17 protein-coding genes are annotated in these 20,952 nt (G+C 70.2%); 14 read left to right on the forward strand and 3 right to left on the reverse strand.

What is annotated here, in order from left to right; all coding sequences use genetic code 11:
• The first annotated feature begins 11 nt into the window (after positions 1 to 11).
• The 5 genes from infB (at position 12) to ACIG5A_RS37220 (ending at position 6,707) form a co-directional block, all read left to right on the forward strand.
• Positions 12 to 3,020 (forward strand): translation initiation factor IF-2, encoded by a 3,009-nt coding sequence (infB, locus tag ACIG5A_RS37200; protein ID WP_397248958.1) that lies wholly within the window; start codon positions 12 to 14, stop codon positions 3,018 to 3,020.
• A 103-nt stretch (positions 3,021 to 3,123) separates the two neighbouring features.
• Positions 3,124 to 3,414, forward strand: coding sequence for a DUF503 domain-containing protein (locus ACIG5A_RS37205; RefSeq protein ID WP_397248960.1), 291 nt, complete (start codon positions 3,124 to 3,126; stop codon positions 3,412 to 3,414).
• A 24-nt stretch (positions 3,415 to 3,438) separates the two neighbouring features.
• The gene (rbfA, locus tag ACIG5A_RS37210) at positions 3,439 to 3,882 is read left to right on the forward strand and encodes a 30S ribosome-binding factor RbfA (protein WP_397248962.1); all 444 of its coding nucleotides are present in this window, start codon (positions 3,439 to 3,441) and stop codon (positions 3,880 to 3,882) included.
• A 22-nt stretch (positions 3,883 to 3,904) separates the two neighbouring features.
• Positions 3,905 to 4,891 (forward strand): bifunctional oligoribonuclease/PAP phosphatase NrnA, encoded by a 987-nt coding sequence (locus ACIG5A_RS37215; protein WP_397248964.1) that lies wholly within the window; start codon positions 3,905 to 3,907, stop codon positions 4,889 to 4,891.
• A 415-nt stretch (positions 4,892 to 5,306) separates the two neighbouring features.
• Positions 5,307 to 6,707 (forward strand): MATE family efflux transporter, encoded by a 1,401-nt coding sequence (locus tag ACIG5A_RS37220; RefSeq protein WP_397249469.1) that lies wholly within the window; start codon positions 5,307 to 5,309, stop codon positions 6,705 to 6,707.
• A gap of 88 nt (positions 6,708 to 6,795) precedes the next feature.
• On the opposite strand, the gene grpE is transcribed toward ACIG5A_RS37220, so the two are convergent.
• Positions 6,796 to 7,395 (reverse strand): nucleotide exchange factor GrpE, encoded by a 600-nt coding sequence (gene grpE / locus ACIG5A_RS37225; protein WP_397248966.1) that lies wholly within the window; start codon positions 7,393 to 7,395, stop codon positions 6,796 to 6,798.
• A 233-nt stretch (positions 7,396 to 7,628) separates the two neighbouring features.
• Between grpE and ACIG5A_RS37230 the strand changes: the two genes are divergently transcribed.
• From ACIG5A_RS37230 to truB, 5 genes are all read left to right on the forward strand, one after another.
• A complete protein-coding gene (locus tag ACIG5A_RS37230; protein WP_397248968.1) occupies positions 7,629 to 9,311 on the forward strand; it encodes an Hsp70 family protein in 1,683 nt (560 codons plus the stop codon).
• A complete protein-coding gene (locus tag ACIG5A_RS37235) occupies positions 9,268 to 12,111 on the forward strand; it encodes a hypothetical protein (RefSeq protein WP_397248970.1) in 2,844 nt (947 codons plus the stop codon). The genes ACIG5A_RS37230 and ACIG5A_RS37235 overlap by 44 nt, the downstream gene beginning before the upstream one ends.
• A 331-nt stretch (positions 12,112 to 12,442) precedes the next feature.
• Positions 12,443 to 13,399, forward strand: a complete 957-nt coding sequence (locus tag ACIG5A_RS37240; protein WP_397248972.1) for a metallophosphoesterase family protein — start codon at positions 12,443 to 12,445, stop codon at positions 13,397 to 13,399.
• Between the two features lie 172 nt (positions 13,400 to 13,571).
• Complete coding sequence (npt, locus tag ACIG5A_RS37245; RefSeq protein WP_397249471.1) at positions 13,572 to 14,240, forward strand: 4'-phosphopantetheinyl transferase Npt; 669 nt, start codon at positions 13,572 to 13,574, stop codon at positions 14,238 to 14,240.
• Positions 14,240 to 15,145 carry a tRNA pseudouridine(55) synthase TruB gene (gene truB, locus ACIG5A_RS37250; protein ID WP_397248974.1) on the forward strand — a complete coding sequence of 302 codons (906 nt, stop codon included), beginning with the start codon at positions 14,240 to 14,242 and terminating at the stop codon, positions 15,143 to 15,145. The genes npt and truB overlap by 1 nt, the downstream gene beginning before the upstream one ends.
• A 140-nt stretch (positions 15,146 to 15,285) precedes the next feature.
• Here the strand turns inward: truB and ACIG5A_RS37255 are convergent, their stop codons facing one another.
• Positions 15,286 to 15,897 (reverse strand): TetR/AcrR family transcriptional regulator, encoded by a 612-nt coding sequence (locus tag ACIG5A_RS37255; RefSeq protein WP_397248976.1) that lies wholly within the window; start codon positions 15,895 to 15,897, stop codon positions 15,286 to 15,288.
• A 112-nt stretch (positions 15,898 to 16,009) separates the two neighbouring features.
• On the opposite strand from ACIG5A_RS37255, the gene ACIG5A_RS37260 reads away from it, so the two are divergent.
• The gene (locus ACIG5A_RS37260) at positions 16,010 to 16,420 is read left to right on the forward strand and encodes a DUF4345 domain-containing protein (protein WP_397248978.1); all 411 of its coding nucleotides are present in this window, start codon (positions 16,010 to 16,012) and stop codon (positions 16,418 to 16,420) included.
• A 102-nt stretch (positions 16,421 to 16,522) separates the two neighbouring features.
• Here ACIG5A_RS37260 and ACIG5A_RS37265 read toward each other — a convergent pair whose 3' ends face one another.
• Complete coding sequence (locus tag ACIG5A_RS37265; RefSeq protein WP_397248979.1) at positions 16,523 to 17,974, reverse strand: FAD/NAD(P)-binding protein; 1,452 nt, start codon at positions 17,972 to 17,974, stop codon at positions 16,523 to 16,525.
• Between the two features lie 153 nt (positions 17,975 to 18,127).
• Between ACIG5A_RS37265 and ACIG5A_RS37270 the strand changes: the two genes are divergently transcribed.
• The 3 genes from ACIG5A_RS37270 (at position 18,128) to ACIG5A_RS37280 (ending at position 20,952) form a co-directional block, all read left to right on the forward strand.
• The gene (locus ACIG5A_RS37270; protein ID WP_397248981.1) at positions 18,128 to 19,246 is read left to right on the forward strand and encodes a response regulator transcription factor; all 1,119 of its coding nucleotides are present in this window, start codon (positions 18,128 to 18,130) and stop codon (positions 19,244 to 19,246) included.
• 65 nt (positions 19,247 to 19,311) lie between these two features.
• Complete coding sequence (locus ACIG5A_RS37275; protein ID WP_397248983.1) at positions 19,312 to 20,109, forward strand: hypothetical protein; 798 nt, start codon at positions 19,312 to 19,314, stop codon at positions 20,107 to 20,109.
• 81 nt (positions 20,110 to 20,190) lie between these two features.
• Complete coding sequence (locus ACIG5A_RS37280) at positions 20,191 to 20,952, forward strand: hypothetical protein (RefSeq protein ID WP_397248985.1); 762 nt, start codon at positions 20,191 to 20,193, stop codon at positions 20,950 to 20,952.

Below are 20,952 nucleotides of genomic sequence, written 5' to 3' on the forward strand. Positions count from 1 at the left end.
TGAGGAGAGCAGTGGCAGGCAAGGCCCGCGTGCACGAGTTGGCCAAAGAACTCGGTGTCACGAGCAAAGAACTACTCGCAACGCTCAAGGAGCAGGGCGAGTTCGTGAAGTCGGCGTCCTCGACGGTGGAAGCACCCGTCGCGCGTCGGCTGCGCGAGTCGGTAGCGGGTAAGTCCGCACCGGCCAACGGCACCAAGTCCGGTGCCCGTACCGAACAACCTCAGCAGGCCCGTCCGGCCGCGAAGCCCGCCGCGGGTGGTCCGCGTCCCGGGCCGCGCCCGACGCCGGCTCCGGCTGCTCCGGCTCCGGCCGCCGCCACTCCGGCTGCGCCGGCCGTACGGGAGACCGCCGCGCCCGCACCGCGTCCGGCCGAGGCCGTGCGCCCCGGCCCGGCCGTGAAGCCGGGTCCCGCGGCCAAGCCCGCGGCACCGGCTCCGGCCGCGCCTGCGGCCCCCGCCGCGAAGGCCGCGCCCGCACCCGCTCAGGGCGGTCCGCGCCCGACGCCGCAGGGTGGTCCGCGTCCCGGCCAGCAGCAGCGTCCGCAGCAGGGCCAGGGTGGTCCGCGTCCCGGTGGTGCCCCCGGTGGCCCGAAGCCGGGCCCGAAGACCCCCCGGGTCGGCAACAACCCCTTCTCTTCCGCGCCCGATCGTGAACGGGAACGGCCCGCGCCGCGTCCCGCGCCCGGCCAGGGTGGTCCGCGTCCGGGTCCCGCGCAGGGTGGCGCTCCGCGTCCCGGCGCCGGTCAGGGCGGTCCCCGCCCGGCCGCCGCGCAGGGTGGCGCGCCTCGTCCGGGTGGCCCGCGGCCGAGCCCCGGCTCGATGCCGCCGCGCCCGAATCCCGGTGCCATGCCGCAGCGTTCGGCTCGTCCGGGTGGTCCGGCCGGTGCCGGTCGCCCGGGTCGTCCCGGTGGCGGTCCCGGCGGTGGCGCGGGTCGTCCCGGTGGCGGCGGTGGCGGTGGCTACCGCGGCGGCGGTGGCGGTGCGCCCGGTGGTGGCGCCGGTGCGGGTGCTGGTGCACCCGGTGCCGGTGGTGCGGCCGGTGGTTTCCGCGGTCGTCCCGGTGGCGGCGGCGGTCGCCCCGGCGGCCCCGGTGGCCGTGGTGGCGCGGCCGGTGCGTTCGGTCGTCCCGGTGGCGCTCCGCGTCGTGGCCGTAAGTCGAAGCGGGCGAAGCGCGCCGAGTACGAGAGCATGCAAGCTCCCGCCATCGGCGGCGTGCGGCTGCCCCGCGGCAACGGCGAGATCATCCGTCTCGCCCGCGGCGCCTCGCTGTCGGACTTCGCGGAGAAGATCGACGCGAACCCGGCCGCCCTGGTGCAGGCCCTGTTCAACCTCGGTGAGATGGTCACCGCGACCCAGTCGGTGAACGACGAGACCCTCGAGCTGCTCGGCAGCGAGATGAACTACGTCGTGCACGTGGTCAGCCCCGAGGACGAGGACCGCGAGCTGCTGGAATCGTTCGACCTGACCTACGGCGAGGACGAGGGCGGCGAAGAGGATCTCGAGCAGCGTCCGCCGGTCGTGACCGTCATGGGTCACGTCGACCACGGTAAGACCCGACTGCTGGACACGATCCGCAAGGCCAACGTCCGTGAGGGCGAGGCCGGTGGCATCACCCAGCACATCGGCGCCTACCAGGTGCTCACCCACCTCGGCGACAGCGACCGTCTCATCACCTTCATCGACACCCCGGGTCACGAGGCGTTCACCGCCATGCGTGCCCGCGGTGCGAAGGCCACCGATATCGCGATCCTGGTGGTCGCCGCCGACGACGGCGTCATGCCGCAGACGGTGGAGGCGATCAACCACGCGCAGGCGGCCGACGTGCCGATCGTGGTGGCGGTCAACAAGATCGACAAGGAAGGCGCGAACCCGGACAAGATCCGGCAGCAGCTGACCGAATACAACCTGGTTGCCGAGGAATACGGTGGCGACACCATGTTCGTCGACATCTCCGCCAAGCAGGGCACCAACATCGAGCAGCTGCTCGAGGCGGTGCTGCTCACCGCGGACGCGGCGCTCGACCTGCGGGCCAACCCGGACATGGACGCGCAGGGTGTCGCCATCGAGGCGCACCTCGACCGCGGCCGCGGCCCGGTGGCCACGGTGCTGGTGCAGCGCGGCACGCTGCGCGTCGGCGACTCGATCGTCGCGGGCGATGCCTACGGCCGCGTGCGCCGCATGGTCGACGAGCACGGCGAGGATGTGCACGCGGCGCTGCCGTCGCGTCCGGTCCAGGTCATCGGCTTCACGTCGGTGCCGGGTGCCGGTGACAACCTCATCGTCGTCGAAGAGGACCGGATCGCTCGCCAGATCGCCGACCGCCGCAATGCGCGCAAGCGCAACGCGCTGGCCGCGCGCAGCCGCAAGCGGATCAGCCTGGAAGATCTGGATGCCGCGCTGAAGGAGACTTCGGAGCTCAACCTGATCCTCAAGGGCGACAACTCCGGTACCGTCGAGGCGCTCGAAGAGGCGCTGCTCGGGATCGAGATCGACGACGAGGTGCGCCTGCGGGTCATCGACCGCGGTGTCGGTGGCGTCACCGAGACCAACGTCAACCTGGCGTCGGCGTCGAACGCGATCATCATCGGGTTCAACGTCCGTGCCGAGGGCAAGGCGACCGAGCTGGCCAACCGCGAAGGCGTGGACATCCGGTACTACTCGGTGATCTACCAGGCCATCGACGAGATCGAGAAGGCCCTCAAGGGCATGCTCAAGCCGATCTACGAAGAGGTCGAGCTCGGCCGGGCGGAGATCCGCGCGATCTTCCGTTCGTCGAAGGTCGGCAACATCGCCGGCTGTATGGTCACCTCGGGTTCGGTCAAGCGCAACGCCAAGGCGCGCTTGCTCCGCGACAACGTGGTGGTCGCCGAGACCGTCACCATCTCCTCCTTGAAGCGGGAAAAGGACGACGCCACCGAGGTCCGCGAGGGCTACGAATGCGGTATGACGTTGACCTACAACGACATCAAGGAAGGCGACGTCATCGAGGCGTACGAGCTGCGCGAGAAGCCGCGCGACTGATCGCTCGGGGGTGGTTCGGCACAGCCGGTGCTGTGCCGAACTGCCCTGCGGCAGTAGCTGATCGGCAGTAGTTGATGCAGTGGTGGGGATTTCAGGAGGCTGCGTGTACCTTGGTGCGCTCGAGTTCGACATCCTGCTCGGCGACGTCCATTCGCTGAAACAGAAGCGTTCGGTGATCCGGCCCGTGCTGGCCGAGCTGCAGCGTTTCGGCGTGAGCGCGGCCGAGGGCGGGGAACACGATCTACATCGCCGCTCGTTGCTCGGTGTAGCCATGGTCAGTCCAGGAATGGACCATCTGACCGAGGTGCTGGACCGTTGTGAACGGCACGTGGCGGCACGTCCGGAGTTACAGTTGCTGGCAGTGCGCCGCCGGATCTTCGGACCCGAAGACTAAATATTCAGTGAGGAGGAAACCGCCATGGTGGATCAAGCCAGGGCACGCCGACTCGCCAAGCGGATCTCCTCGATCGTGGCAACCGCGATCGAGTACGAGATCAAGGATCCGCGGCTGGGTTTCGTGACCATTACCGACGCCAAGGTCACCGGCGATCTGCGCGAGGCGACCGTGTACTACACGGTGATGGGCGAGACGCTGGACGCCGAACCCGACTATCAGGGCGCCGCCGCCGGTCTGGAGAAGGCCAAGGGTGTGCTGCGGTCCAAGGTCGGCGCGGGCACCGGGGTGAAGTTCACGCCGACCCTCGCGTTCGTGCTGGACAAGGTGCCCGACGCCGCGCGTGAGATGGAAGAACTGCTGGCCAGGGCCAGGGCCGCCGACGACGCGGTGGCGAAGGTCGCGGCCAACGCCACGCACGCGGGCGATGCCGACCCGTACAAGGCCGAACGCGACGACGACGAGTGATCGCGGGTGGACGGTGACGACCATGCGTGATGCGGTCGACCTCGACGCAGCCGTCGCGGCGCTCGCCGCCGCGCGCTCGGTCACCATCGTCTGCCATGTGCAGCCCGATGCCGACACCATCGGCAGCGGGCTGGCATTGGCCCTGGTCCTGCATCGGCGCGGGGTTCCGGTCTGGGTGTCGTTCGCCGAACCCGCGGAATTGCCGGTCTCGATGCGGTCCTTGCCTGGGGTCCACCACCTGGTGCCACCCGCGCAGGTGCCCGCCACCGTCGACCTGCTCGTCGCCGTCGACTGCGGCGGCGTGAACCGGCTCGGCGCGCTCGCCGATCGATTGCCCGGCGCCGCAACGACTCTGGTGCTCGACCATCATCGGTCCAACACCAGATTCGGCACCGTCAACGTGATCGATCCGGACGCGGAATCGACCACCAGCCTGCTGGCGCGGGTACTCGACGCGTGGGGCGAGCCCATCGATGTCGAAGTGGCGCACTGCCTCTACGCCGGGCTCGTCACCGACACCGGCTCGTTCCGCTGGGTCCGCCCCGGCACCCATCGGCTGGCCGAACGACTCCTCGCCACCGGCATCGACGGCGGCGAAATCGCCCGCACCCTGCTCGACACCCACCCCTTCGACTGGCTGCCGATGCTGTCGCGAGTCCTCGGCTCGGCCCGGCTCGCGCCCACCGCCCACGGTGGGCTGGTGTACGCCTTCGTGCGCCGCGATGACGTGGATGGTGTCGGCCCGGAAGAGGTGGAGAGCGTCATCGATATCGTGCGCACCACCGCCGAAGCGGGCATCGCCGCCGTCTTCAAGGAATCCCGCACCGTCCCCGGGCGCTGGACCGTCTCGTTGCGCTCCCGCGACACCGGCCCCGGCACCCAGGACGGTGTCGACGTCGCCGAGGTCGCGACCGCCCTCGGCGGCGGCGGCCACCGCTTCGCCGCCGGCTACACCGCCTTCGGCGAGCCCGACGACCTGGTCGCGGCACTGCTCGCCGCACTGGGCTGACGCTCGAAGCCGCTGCGCCGGATCGCTGCTGTGCCAGCGGCGCGGCGGTACAGCCTTGTCGACCGCGGCGATGCTCTGAGACGCGGCGACCGGACCACGGGCGGCGAGGTTGCGGTAGTACCTGTCGCGTGGGATCGCGCGGTCGATGTGTCGGGTTGTCGTATGCCGTGGTGGTACTGCGGAAGGTGCTGGCGGTGGTGTCGGTTGTGGGCGATGCCCACTCTCGGTCGCGGCACTGCTGTCCGCGTTGGGGTGACGCGTGGCTGACGCCGCGTGGCGCGATGGCGACCTCGGGGCGGAATTTCCCGATGTTGTCGGTCCTCGGGGATAGGGTGCCGTCATGGGCGGATTGCCGGGGTGTGGTGTGGTAGCGAGGTTTTCGTGATGGCGGGGGATGTGCGGTTGGTGGGGAGGGATTGTGGGTGAGGGGGCGCCCGGTGCGGGTGACGATGTGGAGGGCGTGGGTGTGGTGACGGCGGCTCGGGTCGATGTGGGCGCGGTGGGGCCGGGGCGGATTCTGGCGTTGGCGTTGCCGACGTTGGGGGTGCTGATCGCCGAGCCGATTTATCTGCTGTTCGATCTGGCGGTGGTGGGGCGGCTCGGGGCGCTGGCCTTGGCCGGGCTCGCGGTGGGCGGATTGGTTCTCGCGCAGGCGAGTACGCAGTTGACGTTCCTGTCGTACGGGACGACGGCGCGGGCGGCGCGCAGGCACGGGGCGGGGGACGAGCGTGGCGCGGTGGCCGAAGGGGTGCAGGCGACCTGGCTCGCGGTGGTGGTCGGTGCGCTGATTCTGCTGGTGGTTCAGGTGTTCGCGGTGCCGTTGACGAGCGCCATCGCGGGCGGCGGGGAGATCGCGGACGAGGCGCTGGTCTGGGTGCGGATCGCGCTGTTCGGGGTGCCGTTGATCCTGATCTCCATGGCGGGCAACGGGTGGCTGCGCGGTGTGCAGGAGACGCGGCGGCCACTGCTGTATGTCGTTGCCGGGCTTGCTGTTTCGGGGGTGCTGTGCCCGGTGCTCGTGCACGGGCTGCTCGGCGCGCCGCGGATGGAGCTCCCCGGTTCGGCCGTCGCGAATCTGGCCGGTCAGGTGGTGACCGCCGCACTGTTCCTCAATGCCCTGGTGCGCCGGCGGGTTTCGCTGGCGCCGCACTGGGCGGTGATGCGCGCGCAACTCGTGCTCGGCCGGGATCTGATCGTGCGCAGTCTGGCCTTCCAGGCATGTTTCGTATCCGCGGCGGCGGTGGCGTCCCGGTTCGGTGCCGCCTCCGTCGCCGCGCACCAACTGGTCCTGCAGCTGTGGACCTTCCTTGCGCTGGCACTGGATTCGCTCGCCATCGCGGCCCAGACCCTGGTCGGCGCCGCGCTCGGCGCGGGAGACGCCCGCGGCGCCCGCGGCCTGGCCCGCCGCGTCACCCAGTGGTCGGAGATGTTCGCGCTGGTCCTGGCGGTCTGTTTCGCGGCGGGCGGCTCGGTCATCCCGCAGCTGTTCACCGACGACCCGGCCGTACTCGACCGCACCCACGTCGCGTGGTGGTTCTTCGTCTGCCTGATCCCGGTGGCAGGCATCGTCTTCGCCCTCGACGGCGTCCTGCTCGGCGCGGGCGACGCCGCCTACCTGCGCAACACCACCATGGGCGCGGCACTGATCGGCTTTCTCCCCGCCATCTGGCTTTCCCTGGCCTTCGACTGGGGCATCGCCGGAATCTGGTCCGGCCTGGTCGGATTCATGGCCCTGCGCCTGGTGGCCGTGGTAGCGCGCGCCCTCTCAGGCCGCTGGGCCCGAGTAGGCGCCGAGATCCCCCGCACCCTCACCTGACCGCACACCAGCGGGGGACTCCGTGTGGCGTAGCGCTGCGCCGGAATTCCTTGACCAGGGCCGTGTCGGCGTGTCCGATGCGACGTGTCTAGCTGGGGCGGTGGCGGCGGACAACGACGCGGGCAGGGCGGACCGAGCGGCCCGCGACGGTGAGGCCCGGTTGGAGGGTTTCGGCGATGGTGCGGTCGGCGGCGGGGTCGGGGGTGGAGGTCACCTCGGCGGCTTCCATGGTGAGCGAGTCGAAGGGGGTGTTCGGGGACGGGGTGACGATGGTGCCGCCGCGGCCGGTGATGAGGCGCTCGACCCTGGCGGTGACGGCGGTGAAGGCTTCGCGTTCGCGCGCCGATTCCGCCGTTTTCGCGCACGCGACGGTATCGCTGTACAGGGCGAACAGCTCGACGACCAGCGGCAGGTCGGCACCCGCCTTTGCTTGCCGCGCAGTCGCTTTGGCCTCGTCGGCCAAGCGCTCGATGGTGGCGGCCTGCCTGGCGATCACCCGGGTCAGATCCTCGACCCGCTCGGCCAACTGCTCGATCCCGCGCCCGGCATCCCCCGCGCCCGTCGCCGATCCGCCGCCGTTCCCCACCGACGCCTCACCCGGTCCCGCCATCGAGTCGCCCGGCCTCCCCGCCGATTCGCCTGGCCCCACCACGCGCGGCCCTTGGTTCACTCGCTGCCCCTCGCTCACCCCCGCACCATAACCCGGCACCGCCACCCAGCGGGCCCCGTCGCCCACGGCGGTAGGGGGATCGACGCTGTGCGGCGTGGTGTGCGGCGTGGCGGGATGTGCTGGTTCGGGTGATGGGTGGAGGTGCGGTGGCGTGGGTGGTGTCGGTGGGTAGATGTGCTGGTGGGGAGGGGTGTCGGTGGGTGGATTCAGCGGCTGCGCGGTGGTGTGATCCGCTGCTATGATCGCGAATTGTGGGGGTTTACGGCATCGACTTGGGCACAACGAATTCGGCGATCGCGCGGATCGACGCGGACGGTAGGCCGGAGATATTGATCGGGTTGAACGGTGAGCCGACGGTGCCCTCGGTGGTGCTGTTCGCCTCCGCCTACGACCATCTGGTCGGCGAGGGTGCGCGGCGGCAGTCGCGGCTCGATCCGGAACATGTATGCGCCCTGGTCAAACGCCGGATGGGCGACAACGAGTGGCGCTTCGCCGCGCACGGGCAGACCTGGTCGGCGCCCGCGGTCTCCGCGCTGATCCTGAAAAGCCTTGCCGCCGATGCCGAATTCGGTGGCGGTGAGCCGGTGCGGCGGGTGGTGATCACGGTGCCCGCCTACTTCGGTGACGAGGAGCGCCGCGCGACCATCCAGGCGGGCCACTACGCGGGCTTCGATGTCGCGGGCGTGCTGTCCGAACCGATCGCGGCGGCGCTGTCCTACGGATTCGGCAGGCTCGACGGCAGTGTCGACATCGGCAAATCCGGTGCGCGGGAAACGGTGCTGGTCTACGACCTCGGCGGCGGCACCTTCGACGCCACCGTCATCGAACTCGCCGACCGTCAGATCTCGGTGCTCGCCGTCGAGGGCGATCACCAACTCGGCGGCGCGGACTGGGACGAGCGGATCGCGCTCTACCTGTCCCAGCAGTTCTGCGCGGCCAACCCGGAAGCCGAAGACCCGCTGGACGATTCGGCCGGATCGCAGATGCTGGTGCTGGCCGCCGAACAGGCCAAACGCGAACTCACCGACGCCGAGCGCACCGAGGTGGTCGTCGCGCACGACGGTGCGCGCGCGGTCATCCCGCTCACCCGCGACCAGGTCGAATCGCTGACCGCGTCGCTGATGCGCCGCACCGTCGACCTCACCCGCGCCTGCCTCGCGGCGGCCGGGCAGCGCGGTGTCGGCTCGGTCGATCGGCTGCTGCTCGTCGGCGGGTCGTCGCGAATGCCGATGGTGGAGCGCGAACTACGCAGGGAACTCGGGCTGGCCGGTGAGCTGCGCGATCCCGACCTCTCGGTGGCGCGCGGCGCGGCACTGTACGGCGAGAAGCTCGACATGGAGCGGCTGGTCGTCGCCGATCTGGTCACCCGCGGCCGATTGCGGGACGGCGCCTCGGTGCTCGACGCCGCGCCCAGGGATCTGGAGCAGGCGGTCGCGCGGGTGGCCGCGTCGTTCGGGCAGCCGGTGGGGCTGGTGCGCCGGATGCTGGAGATCCAGGTGGACACCGTGGTGTCGCGCGGATTCGGTGTGCTGGCACTGGATTACCAGTACGGACTCGCCGCGACCTGGCTGGTGCATCGCAACCAGACGCTGCCGATCCGGGTGCGGCGTTCGTTCGGCACCGTCCGGGAGAACCAGGATCAGATCGAGATCACCATCGTCGAACAGCAGGGCCAGGCCGCGTCGACTCGGCCCGAGGACACCAAAGTCCTTGTCGAAGGCCGGATTCGCGGTATCCCGCCGGGGTATCCGGAGGGCAGCGAGGTGCGGGTCACCTTCGAGATGGGCTTCGACGGCGTCCTGCATGTGACCTGCCATCACGTCGACGCCGATATGCCGTTGACGCTGTCGGCGCAGACCGGGGCCACGCTGTCCCAAGCGGATGTCGCGCGTGAGCTGGATCAGGTCCAGCGGACGCGGCGGCGCGACAGCTGAGCGCGCCGTGCACGCCTTCGATCCGAACGACTATCGCAAGCGGGTGCTCGCCCAGGTGGAGCGGCGCGGCGGCATCGAGCACTCGGATCCGTTCGAGCTCTACGACATTCCGCTCGACGAGGCCGAGACGCTGACCGATGCCGAGGTGGCCGCGCGGATCGCCGATGTCTGGGGATTCTGGCAGCGCCAGCGCGATCATCCGAAATACCGGGTGCTGGTCGGGTTGCTGGTGGATGAGCACGACGAGCTGTCCAGGCCGCTACAACACGCGGGATCGCGCGCCGCCGAGGCGGCCAGGATCAGGACGGTCCGCGAGCGGCGCGACGCCGAGCGGTACGAGATGCTGGACGCCGCGATCTCGCGGCTGGTGCAGCGGTACGGCGGCATTCCCGCCGGGAAGGTCTCCGGGCTGGAGGAGATCGGGGCGATGGGTGGGCTGAGCGCCGCCGAGGTCGCGACCCGGCTGCGCAGGCATCGGGTCATCGCCGACACACCCGTGCAGGCACCGCCGCCGGGTGTGCTCAGCGAGCAACGCAGGCAACAGATCCGCCAGCTGCTGACCGAATGGGAACGGCTGCTCGAAGGTCCGCCGACACCCACCCTGTTCGCCCTGCTCGGGATGGATCCGACCCAGGCGACGCACACCGGCGAAATCCGTTTGCGCGCCGAGGCGTTGCGCGGGCGGTCCAGGGAGCTGCCGCCGGGGCGGGTGCGAGTGGTGCTGGACGAGTTGCTGATTCACGTGCACGATCTGCTGGAGGCGGGCGGGCCCGCGGTGCGGGAGTATCTGCGCGCCATCGCCGCGGATGTGGCCGACGACCTGCGCCCGAAGGTGCGTGCCGCGGTGCTGGTGGAAGACGAGCTGGTCGGCGACGATTTCGCGTACCTCGTCGACGAGGCGGTCGAAGCGGGGCTGGATCGGGCGGAGGCCACCAGGGTGGTCACCGAGCTGGCGACCGAGTTGGGGGCGCGGGTCGACGGTGGGGTGCAGAGGTCAACGGGTACAACGGGATCGAGTGGTGGGGCGACGGGCGGGTACGGGTCGGGACACGGTGCCGCGGGTACCCGGGGATCGACCGGCTCGCCATCGACCGGTGGGCGCGCGACCGGCCCGTCGAATGCCGGTGGGCGGACGGCTGATTCGCATTCGTCCGGCGCGCAGACGACCGGTGGGCGGGCGACCGGCTCGCCATCGTCGCAGACGGCGGGTGGGCGTTCGTCCGGTGCGACGGGCGCGCCGACACACGACGCCGCGGCGGCCCGGCGCTGGGAGGCGCCGTTGAAGGCGGCGCGCGCCGCGCTGCGGGCGGGTCATCCGCGCGAGGCCGAACGGCACGTCGCCGAGGCACGGCGGTTGGCGACCGGCGGTGACGGCTTGACCTCCATCCGCTCGGTCGCCGACGAGGTCGATCGGGTGCTGGCCGAGGCCGCGGTGCGCTGGCGCGGCGCGACCGGCGCCTACGAGGCGAAACGGTATGTCGAGGTGCTCGACCACGTCGCCTATCTCGAGCGCACCGCCTCCGATGTGCCGAACCCGAACGGCCGCGGCCCCGGCCTCGAGCAGATGCGGACGGAAGCGACCCGCGCGAGCGCCGAGGCGGACCGATTGGTCGCCACCGCACCCGCCGCGCCGGTCGAAGCGCGGCTGAAGGCGCTCCTCGCCGCACTCGCCGTCTGCGCCGACCACACTACCGCCACAACCGAACTCGCCGCCGTACCCGTCGGCGCACCCGCCAGAGTCGATGCCACGCGCATGGCGAACGGTTCGATCCGCGTCACCTGGTCACCCTCCGCCACTGCCTCCGTCGACTACCGCGTCACCCGCCTCCAACCCGACGGCACCTGGCGAGTGGTCGGCCGCACCAAGTCCACCGAGCTGGAAGACGGCGGCGCCCCGCCCACCGGCCAACCGGTCTACGCGGTGGTAGCGGGCATCGCGGGCCGCTACTCCGAACCAACCCGCTCCGACACCACACCTGCGACCCCCGCGCCGGGCGCCGGATCGAGCACGACTGCCCAGGGAACCGGCGCGTCCGCGGGGACCAGATCCCGAAAAGGACGCACCTCCCTGCGCGGGCCGGACCACGGGCCGACGCCGGCATCCGCCCGGCCTGACCATGGAGCGGCTCCCGCGCAGTCGAGTGCCGCGCATGGAGCGATCCCGCCGCAGTCCAGTCCTTCGCATGGAACTGCCTCGGCACAGTCCGGCGCTGTGTTCGGGGCGTCGGCTTCGGCGCAGTCCATTCCTGCGCATGGAGCGGTTCCGACGCAGTCGGGCTCTGTGCATGGGACGGCTTCGGCGTCGTCGGGTCCCGTGCATGGGACGTCTTCGGCACAGCCGGGTTCTGTATACGGCGCGGCTTCGTCGCAGTCCGGCCCCGTGCGGGGAGCGGCCTCGGCGCAGTCGCACGCGGGGGATGGCGCGGCTGCGGCACAGGCCCGATCTGAGCAGGGGGCGGGACCGGCGCTGGGCCGGGATGAACCGCTGCCCAACGGGATTCCGGTGATCAGCGGTCTGGCCCAGCGCGGCGACAAGCTGGTGTTCGACTGGCCTTCCGGGCTCACCGAGGTGATGGTCGTCGCTCGGGTCGACGCGCCGCCCACCGTCCCGGCCGACCCGCGGGCTCGCGCTTGGAAACTCACCAACACCCGCTACCAGATCGACGGTGGTCTGCGCCTGCCCGCGGACCTATCACGCCCCTGCCACGTCGCCATCGCTTCCTGTCGCCGCGAGCCCAACGGAACCCTCACCGTCGCAACGGCCTTCGCCCCCACCTCGCGTATCCACATCAGCCGCTAGCGGCCGTGGGTAGGTGGCCACGGCGGCTCGGCGGTCGCCGTAGCGTCCTCGGGCCACTGCTGCGCGTCAGCGGAACTCCAACCGGCACAACGGTTGTCATCTGAAATGCCGGGACTCGACGTGTCCCTCGCAGTTGCCGTGGGCTGGCGTTGCTTGCCGAGGAAGTGGAGCCGGGTGTTCGCGGCGAACCCGTCGAGAGGAGTTCCGCGCGGGGGTGCGGCCGAGTGAGCGCATCGGATTCGGTCTGCTCGTCGGCGGGTCGAAGCGGCGAAACCCCGGGTCCAGAGGGGTGTTCGGCGGGGGTGGGGGTAGGTGTGCCAAGGTAGATCTGGTGATACCCAAGTTGATGGCGGTGAGCGACATTCATGTCGGGCACCAGGGGAATCGGCCGATCGTCGAGCAGATTCGGCCGGATTCGCCGGAGGACTGGCTGATCGTTGCCGGGGACGTGGGGGAGAAGACCGAGGAGGTCCGGTGGGCGCTGGAATTGCTGCGCGGCCGGTTCGCCACGGTGATCTGGGTTCCGGGCAATCACGAGCTGTGGACGACGCCGAAGGATCCGGTGCAGATCCACGGCGCGGCGCGCTACGACTATCTCGTCTCGATCTGCCGTGATCTGGATGTGCTGACCCCTGAGGACCCCTTCCCGCAGTGGACCGGGTCCGGAGCCCAGGAATACGGCGGTGCGGTGACGCTGGCGCCGATGTTCCTGCTCTACGACTACTCGTGGCTGCCGGAGGGCGCCGCCACCAAGGCGCAGGGCCTGGCCATCGCCCGCGAACGCAACGTGGTGGCGACCGACGAGTACATGCTCTCGCCCGACCCCTATCTGACCCGCGACGCCTGGTGTCACGCCCGAGTCCAGTACACCAAGCGCAAGCTGGACGCGCTGGCTCCGGACACCCCGCTGGTGCTGATCAACCACTTCCCGCTGGTCCGCCAGCCCACCGACGTGCTGTGGTATCCGGAGTTCGCGCTGTGGTGCGGCACCGACCTCACCGCCGACTGGCACACCAGCTACAACGTGGTGTGCTCGGTGTACGGCCACCTGCACATCCCGCGCACCTCCTACTACGACGGTGTCCGCTTCGAGGAGGTCTCCCTCGGCTACCCGCGCGAGTGGCAGCGCCGCGGCCTGCCCGATCAGCTGCTGCGTCAGATCCTGCCGACCCCGACCTACCCGCCGGGCTCACTGAACCAGTTCGGCGGCCACTTCAAGGTGACGCCCGAAATGGAGCGGGCCGCCGCCGAGATGCGCGCCAAGGCACAGCGCCGCCGCGGTGTCTGAGGCTGCACCAGCCGCCTTCGTGGCAATTTGATTCCCAACGCAACTACTGATTTGGTGAGTACATGGGTAACTCGTCGGGTACGGGCACACTCGCCCACCCTCATACCGCCGGACGCCGACGTCGCTCGCGCGGCACACGAGTCTGGCCTGAAGTCGCGGGGAGGCGGACGAGCTGATCGAGAACATTTTGCCGAGTGGCGTCGCGACCGCCGAGCTGTTGCAGTACCCGGAGGATCTGAAGCCGCATCCGGCGGAGGAGCATCTCATCGCGAAGGCGGTGGAGAAGCGCAGGCGCGATTTCATCGGTGCGCGCCATTGCGCGCGGCTGGCGCTGGAGCAGCTGGGCGAGCCGCCGGTGGCGATCGGCAAGGGAGAGCGCGGCGCACCGGTGTGGCCGCGCGGCATCGTCGGCAGCATGACCCACTGCGAGGGATACAAGGGGGCGGCGCTCGCGCACAAGATGCGGTTCCGGTCCATCGGGATCGACGCCGAACCGCACGAGGCGCTGCCCGAGGGCGTGCTCGATTCGGTGAGCCTGGAGTCGGAGCGGAAATGGTTGCGCGGCAACGATTCCGAGCTGCATCTCGATCGGCTGCTGTTCTGTGCGAAGGAGGCCACCTTCAAGGCGTGGTGGCCGTTGACGGTGCGCTGGCTCGGTTTCGAGGACGCGGACATCTCCTTCACGGTGCAGGAGCGTCCCGACGGCACCAGCGGCGGCACCTTCCGCAGCCAGATCCTGGTGCCGGGGCAGGTCAACGACGGTGGCCCGGCGCTGACCTCGTTCGATGGCCGTTGGCTGATCGCCGACGGGCTCATCCTGACCGCGATCGCGCACGCCTGATGGACGCACTCGGCGGATTGCTGATCGTCGACAAGGACGGCGGGTGGACCAGTCACGACGTGGTCGCCAAGTGCCGAAGGTTGTTGCGCACCAAGAAGGTCGGGCACGCGGGCACGCTCGATCCGATGGCGACGGGCGTGCTGGTGCTCGGGGTGGAGCGGGCGACCAAACTGCTCGGCCTGCTCACGCTGACCACCAAGGAATACACCGCGACCATCCGGCTGGGGCAGTCGACCACCACCGATGACGCCGAGGGCGAGGTGCTGGCGACCACCTCGGCGCTGCTGCTCACCGATGACGAGATCGCCGCGCACGTAGCGAAACTCACCGGCGATATCGAGCAGGTGCCCGCCACGGTGAGCGCGATCAAGGTGAACGGCGAACGCGCCTATGCCAGGCATCGCGCCGGTGAAGACGTGCGGCTGGCCGCGCGGCCGGTCACCGTCTCGCGCTTCGATATCCTTGCGCGGCGCGATATTCCGGACGGCGGCTTCGTCGATCTCGACGTGGTCGTCGCCTGCTCCTCCGGCACCTATATTCGCGCGCTGGCCCGTGATCTGGGCGCCGCGCTCGAGGTCGGTGGTCACCTGACGGCGTTGCGCCGCACCAGGGTCGGCCCGTTCACCCTCGAACACGCCCGCACCCTGGACGAATTGGCGGCCGCCGCTGAGGCCGAGGCTCCGCTGTTGAGCCTCGGCATGGACGACGCCGTGAAGACCGCGTTCGCACACCGCGAGATCGATGCCTCCCAAGCCGACGACCTGCGCAATGGGCGCTGGCTCGATCCGATCGGGCTGCCGGGCGTCTACGCCGCGATCGATCCCGAAGGGCACGCCATCGCCTTGGTGCAGGAGAGCGGCAAGCGCGCCGCCTCGGTCATGGTGGTCCGTCCCGCCAATCTTTGACCGGCCTCGACGCCGGTGCTCGGCACGCTTCCACGGTGATCGCGAGGTGTCGAGCGCAGTCATATGGCCCTTGATGGCGGTGTGTCGCTGGGCCATTCGACTGCGCTCGACGAACGAGCTGGGCGGGGTAGCGCCGTGACTTATGGGGACGGGGGTCTGCCGGTTGGTGGGAGATCCGGTCCGAGTACGGGCTCCAGCGCCCCGAGTAGCGAGCCGACGGAGACGTCGAGCAGTTCCCTGCGGGTGAAGGCGCGGTGTTCCAGCCAGTCGACGGACAGGACTCGGACGAAGGTCAGCCAGCTCGTCAGGATCGACGAGACCTGTTCGCGGATATGGTCTTTCACGCCCATGATGTCGAGCAGTCGCAGGCGCAGTTCCCCGAGTTCACCGGAGATGATCGCCTGCACCGTCGGATCGCCCGCCAGCACCTTGTTGGCGGTCACCACGGTGTTGGCGTTCGCCTCGAAGTAGTCGAAATGCGCGTCGAGGCCCGCGGCGAGCTGTTCGGCCAGCGGTGTTTCGGTGTCGAGCTCGGTGGCGACGAGCAACTGGTGCGCCGCCTCCTGGTAAACACCCGCGAAAAGCTCACTCTTACTGGGGAAGTGACGGTAGAGCAGCGCTCGGGAGACACCGGCCGCCGTGGCGACGTCCTCCATCAGCACCGCGTCGTAGGCGCGTTCGGCGAAGAGGCGCGCGCCTGCGTCGAGGAGCAGGCGGCGGCGTTCGTCGGGGGCGAGGCGGCGTCTTGTCACACGAAACAGCTTAGTTGACGTTTGTCTACTAGCGGTCTTATGGTCACTCTAAGTAGACAAACGTCAACTAGCTCGCGGGCCACGCACCCCTCGGGCATTCGGAGGGATCTTCATGAGCGCGGTACTGAAGTGGCTGACCATGGTGATGGGCGTCGCGTGTGTGGCCATCGGGATCTTGCACCTGGCGCTCGGCAAGAACAGCGTCCCCGATATGGACTGGTCCGGCGTGACCGCCGACAGCCAGAGCCGGTTCTACGGCGCGATATTCCTCGGCTACGGGCTCGCGTGGCTCTGGGCGGCCCGGCAGACGCCGATCCCGGCGGTCGTGATCCGCTGGCTCGCAGGCATTTTCCTGCTCGGTGCGGTCGGGCGCGGGATCTCGCTCGCGGTGTACGGCTGGCCGCACTGGTTCCAGATCGTGCTGACCGGCATCGAGGTCGTGCTGCCGCCGATCTGGTTCTGGCTGGCCGCCGCCGACGAAAAGCGTGTCGCCGCACTGCCCTCGGCCGCCGCGATCCGCTGAGCGACGCCATGATCCGTACAGTGTGCAGTGGTCGCCTGTGCGGATCGGCGGCCGGGAGGCCCGCCGAGTTCCGCACCCTGCTCGACTTCCTGTCCCGCTGACTCAGCCCGCCAGCTGCCGGGTCAGCAGCGCCGCTTCGGCGGCCAGGCCGGGCGGGTTGGCGGCGATGAACATGGCGTCCGCGGCGAGGTTGCCGAGCACATGCCAGGTGGGGTGTGGACGCCCATCCACCAGCAGTCTGCGGGTGCCCGCCTCGGCGAGCAGGCCGCCGTCCGGCCCGAATTCGGCTGCCGCGCCCGCGAGTAGCGCACCGATCAGGGGTTCGGTTTCCTGCGGCGTGGTGTAGGCGGGTGGATTGACGGCGTTGAGCACGACATCGGCGGTGCAGCCCGACTCGGCTCGATCCGTATCGATCACGAAGCCACCCCCGCGCGCCTCGACCTCGGTGACGCCGCGACGCAGCCGCAGCTGACCGGAATCCAGCAGGCGCAGCACGATATTCGCGTTGTAGGGCACCATCGGCGAGCTCAGGCTGCTGATCGTGCGGAAATGCCGGTCGCGCAGCACCTTTCTGTCGGCCTCGGCGAGCCGGGGCCAGACGATCGGGCCGATGGTCCGAATCGCCATGGTGAGCAGGCGACGGCCCATATGCGTGGCATCGACGTCGGCGAGCTGACGGCGCAGCCTGGCTGCGGGTTCCTCGGACTCGGTCGAACCGATTTCCGCGGCGAGGGTGCCGAAATCCTGTCCGAGCCCGGCGAGTTCGGCGCGCATCAAGTCGGCGAGCTCGGTGAAGGCGATCTCGCCGCGCTCGGCCAGCCGCAGCGCGTTCACCGGGGTGAGGTGAACGGGCGCGAGCGGCGCCGGACGCTGCTGCACGTAGGGCAGGACACCCGAGCGGGAGAGCAGGCTGATCGGGCCGGTGTGCCCGTTGGCGGCCAAGCCCGCGGCGATGTCGACGGCGGTGAGCCCGCTGCCGATCACCGCGACGTGCGCGGTGGCCGCGATCCCGGAGAGCGTGCGCGCGAGCGGATACGGTTCGCCGACGTAGCCCGGCGCACCGGTCAGCCCGTAATGGTCACGGGGACGGCCGCTTCCGACGCAGAGCACGGCGCGGTCGACGGGATGCGCGCCGCCGTCCTCGGTGCGCAGCACCGTGCCGTCGGCCGCGGTGACGCGGGCGTTCACCACGCTCACCCGCCAGCCGCGGCCGCGCAGCGCGTCGATCGCCCGGCGCGCGGTCTGCTCGAGATAGTCGCCGTACACCGCGCGCGGAACGATCGGCTGACCGAGGCCCTCGTCGAAATACCCTGTCGTGTCACCACGTTCGGCGACCCACTGCGCGTAGTGCCCGCGATCGCCCGCGCGCACCGACATGAGCGCGGGCGGTGCATTGACCCGTACCGCCGCGACATCGTGCTGATACGGCCTGCCCCGCCACATCGCCTGCGAACCGTCGAAAACGGTGATGGCCCCCGGGGCGGTGGCTTCCGCCGCGAGCGCGTCCAGCAGGGCGACCGCCGCGACGCCCGCGCCGATGATGCCGATATGCATGAGGTTCCTTTCGATCATCGTGTGCCGCCAAGCATCGATCCGGGGCGGTGGGTTCGCCCATCCCGCAAATGAGGGAATTTCGCCGCGGCGCACGGCCTTGCCCCCGCATATGAGGGATGGCTGACGGCGCGGCGGTGCGACAGGATGCGAGATATGACCACCGCTACCGCGCATGCCGTCGAGGCGCTGTTCACCGGCATCACGGCGGCGCCGGACGCGCACGCGCTGTTCGCGCGGACTTCGGCCCGCCTGCGCGCGATCGCGCCGTTCGACGCGGCGGTGTGGGTGGCCACCGATCCGATCAACGGACTGACCACCGCGCCGGTGCGGGTGGAGAACCTGCACGAGGGCGGCTGCGGAACCTACTGGGAGTCGGAGCTTTTCGCCGAGCACGTCAACCTGTTCCGCGATCTGGCCAGGGCGCCGGTGCCGGTCGCGGGCCTGCGCGACGCGACCGGCGATCGCCCCTCGCTGAGCCCGCTGTACCGGAATTTCATGTGCCCCAGGGGTTTCGAGGACGAACTGCGTGCGGTGCTGCGGGTCGACGGGCAGCCATGGGGACAGCTCAGCCTGTTCCGCGAACGCGGCCGCGCACCGTTCCGCGCCGATGAATTCGCCCTGGTGCGTTCCCTTTCCGCGCCGATGGCACGGCGGCTGCGCAGTTTCGCGCAGCCGCAGGCTCAGCCGCCCGCCGCGCAGGCGAGCACGCCGGGCATGCTGGTCTTCGACCCGGCGGGCGCCTTGATCTCGCTCAACGACGAGGCGCGCGACCTGCTTGCCCAGATGCCGCCCGGCCCGAGCGCGCCAACCGGGTCCGGTATCGAATTACCGCTGCCGGTATGGATTCTCACCACGGCCGCCCGGGCCAGGGTGACCGGCGAGAACACCCGCATCCGGATCAGGACCGACACCGGGCACTGGCTGGTCTGCCACGCCTCCTGCCTGCGCGACACGCTGGGCAACCCCGGCATGACCGCGCTGGTGCTCGAGCACGCCACCCCCTCGGAGGTCGCCGCGCTTGTCGTCGCCGCCTACGAGCTGACCCGCCGGGAACTGGAGGTCACCGAGCTGGTCGCGCGTGGCCTGTCCACCGGTGAGATCGCGGCCGAACTGTTCTTGTCCGCGCATACCGTGCGCGATCACATCAAGGCCGTTTTCGACAAGACCGGCGTGAACAGCCGGGGCGAGCTGGTCGCGAAACTCTTTACCCAGCACTACGAACCGCTCGCCGCCCGCGACACCAGGCATGTGTTCGACGGTGTCGCGAGTTGACACGGTAACCGCGGGCCCGCGGTGACCGATAAGAAGGCAACAATGAACTCGACCGGGAGGCGAGCATGACTGTGCGGGGGATCGTCGGGAAGGTATGCGCCGTCCTGGCGCTGGCGGCGGTAGCGGCGGGATGCGGTGGGGGCGTTACGGATTCGGGGCCGCAGGCAAGCCGCACGACATCCCCGGCCACGCAGACGACGCCAGGTGCCGCGCCGGGTAGCAGCCCCGGTTCACCGCCGGACAAGGCGCCCGGCGCCCCGTCCGCCAACGCACCGCAGGCGTCGGGCACAGCGGTGATCCGGACGGCGACGCTGTCGGGGAAGCCGGTGCCGAATGTGCGGGTCAACCTCAGCCTGCAGCAGCCGTGCGATCCAGCCGGGCACGACATCCCGCCGGGTGAGACCAACGAGGCGCGGCGGTGGAACGGTGTCACGGATGGCAATGGCACCGCCACCTTCTCGGTCCCGGTCGGCTGCTACTTCTTCGGCTTGGACAAGCCGGCTCCGCCCGGTACGAAACCGGTGCCCGAGGGGTATCACACCCTGTACGTGACGGCCCCGGGGCAGAAGGTCGACGGGCTGCTGCGCTTCGAGGATCCGGCGCCGACGGGCAACTGTGCCCCGGGCGTCATCGCGGCCGATCTCACCGACATCGGCGCACTGAAGAACGCCACCGCCACGGTGCGCGAATGCGACGGCCAGTGGGCGGTCATCGTCTGGGATGTCCACGGCGACAGCCAGCGCATCGTCCGGCGCAAGGCGGACCGCTGGTCCACCTACGTCGTCTTCCCGCACGACACCTGCTGGGCCCGTGCGGCCGCCGATGGTGTCCCGATCCGCCTGAAGCCGTATTTCACCTGCTGACTCGCCGACAACCGCGGTCGAAGCGCCGGTGGGTCGGCGAATTCCGCGTACCGTTGAATCGCTTGCAGGAGGCCGGCGGCAATGGGGATACGCGGGATCAGCCAGGTGGCAGCGGGTTTGGCTGCCGTGGCGATGGTGACGGCCTGTGCGGCCGGCGGATCGTCGGGCACGGACAAGGCGGTGGCGGCCGCCGCGGGGGTCAGCGTCGGCCCGACCACGCCGACGTTCACCGCGCCGCCGGCGCCGCCGCCGGGCATGGGGATCGGGTCGGTGACCATCCGTACCCGCACCCTCGCCGGGCTCGCGGTGCCGGACGTTCCGGTGTTCCTCGATCTGGTGCAGCCGTGTGACCCTGCGCGGCAACGGATTCCGGCCGACGAGCTGATCGAGACGCTGCGCCAGGACGGTGTCACCGACGCGACCGGCATGGCCACCTTCGTCGTGCCGGAGGGCTGCTACCGCATCGGTATGGCGCCGCCACCCGGACTGGTGCCGCTGCCGGACAATCCGGACAGCCTGTTCCTGACCGGATTCGGCCGCCGCGAAGTGGGGGTGCTGCGCTTCCACGACGTCGCGACGCCGCCGCTGTGCACCGCTTCGGCCATTGCCGCCGACCTGAACATCATCGGCGAGTTCGACGCCGCATGGGCCACCATCTCCGAATGCGACGGACACTGGGCGGTCATCGCCTGGGACCTGCCCGGCGATACCCAGCGCGTCATCCGCCGCACGCCCACCGACGGCTGGACCACCTACACCTTCACCCCGCACACCACCTGCTGGGACCGCGCCATCGCCGACGGCGCGCCCCAGCGCCTGCACCCGTACTTCTATCCGTGCTGA

The organism is Nocardia sp. NPDC052566 (genome assembly GCF_044547285.1).
GTDB lineage: Bacteria > Actinomycetota > Actinomycetes > Mycobacteriales > Mycobacteriaceae > Nocardia.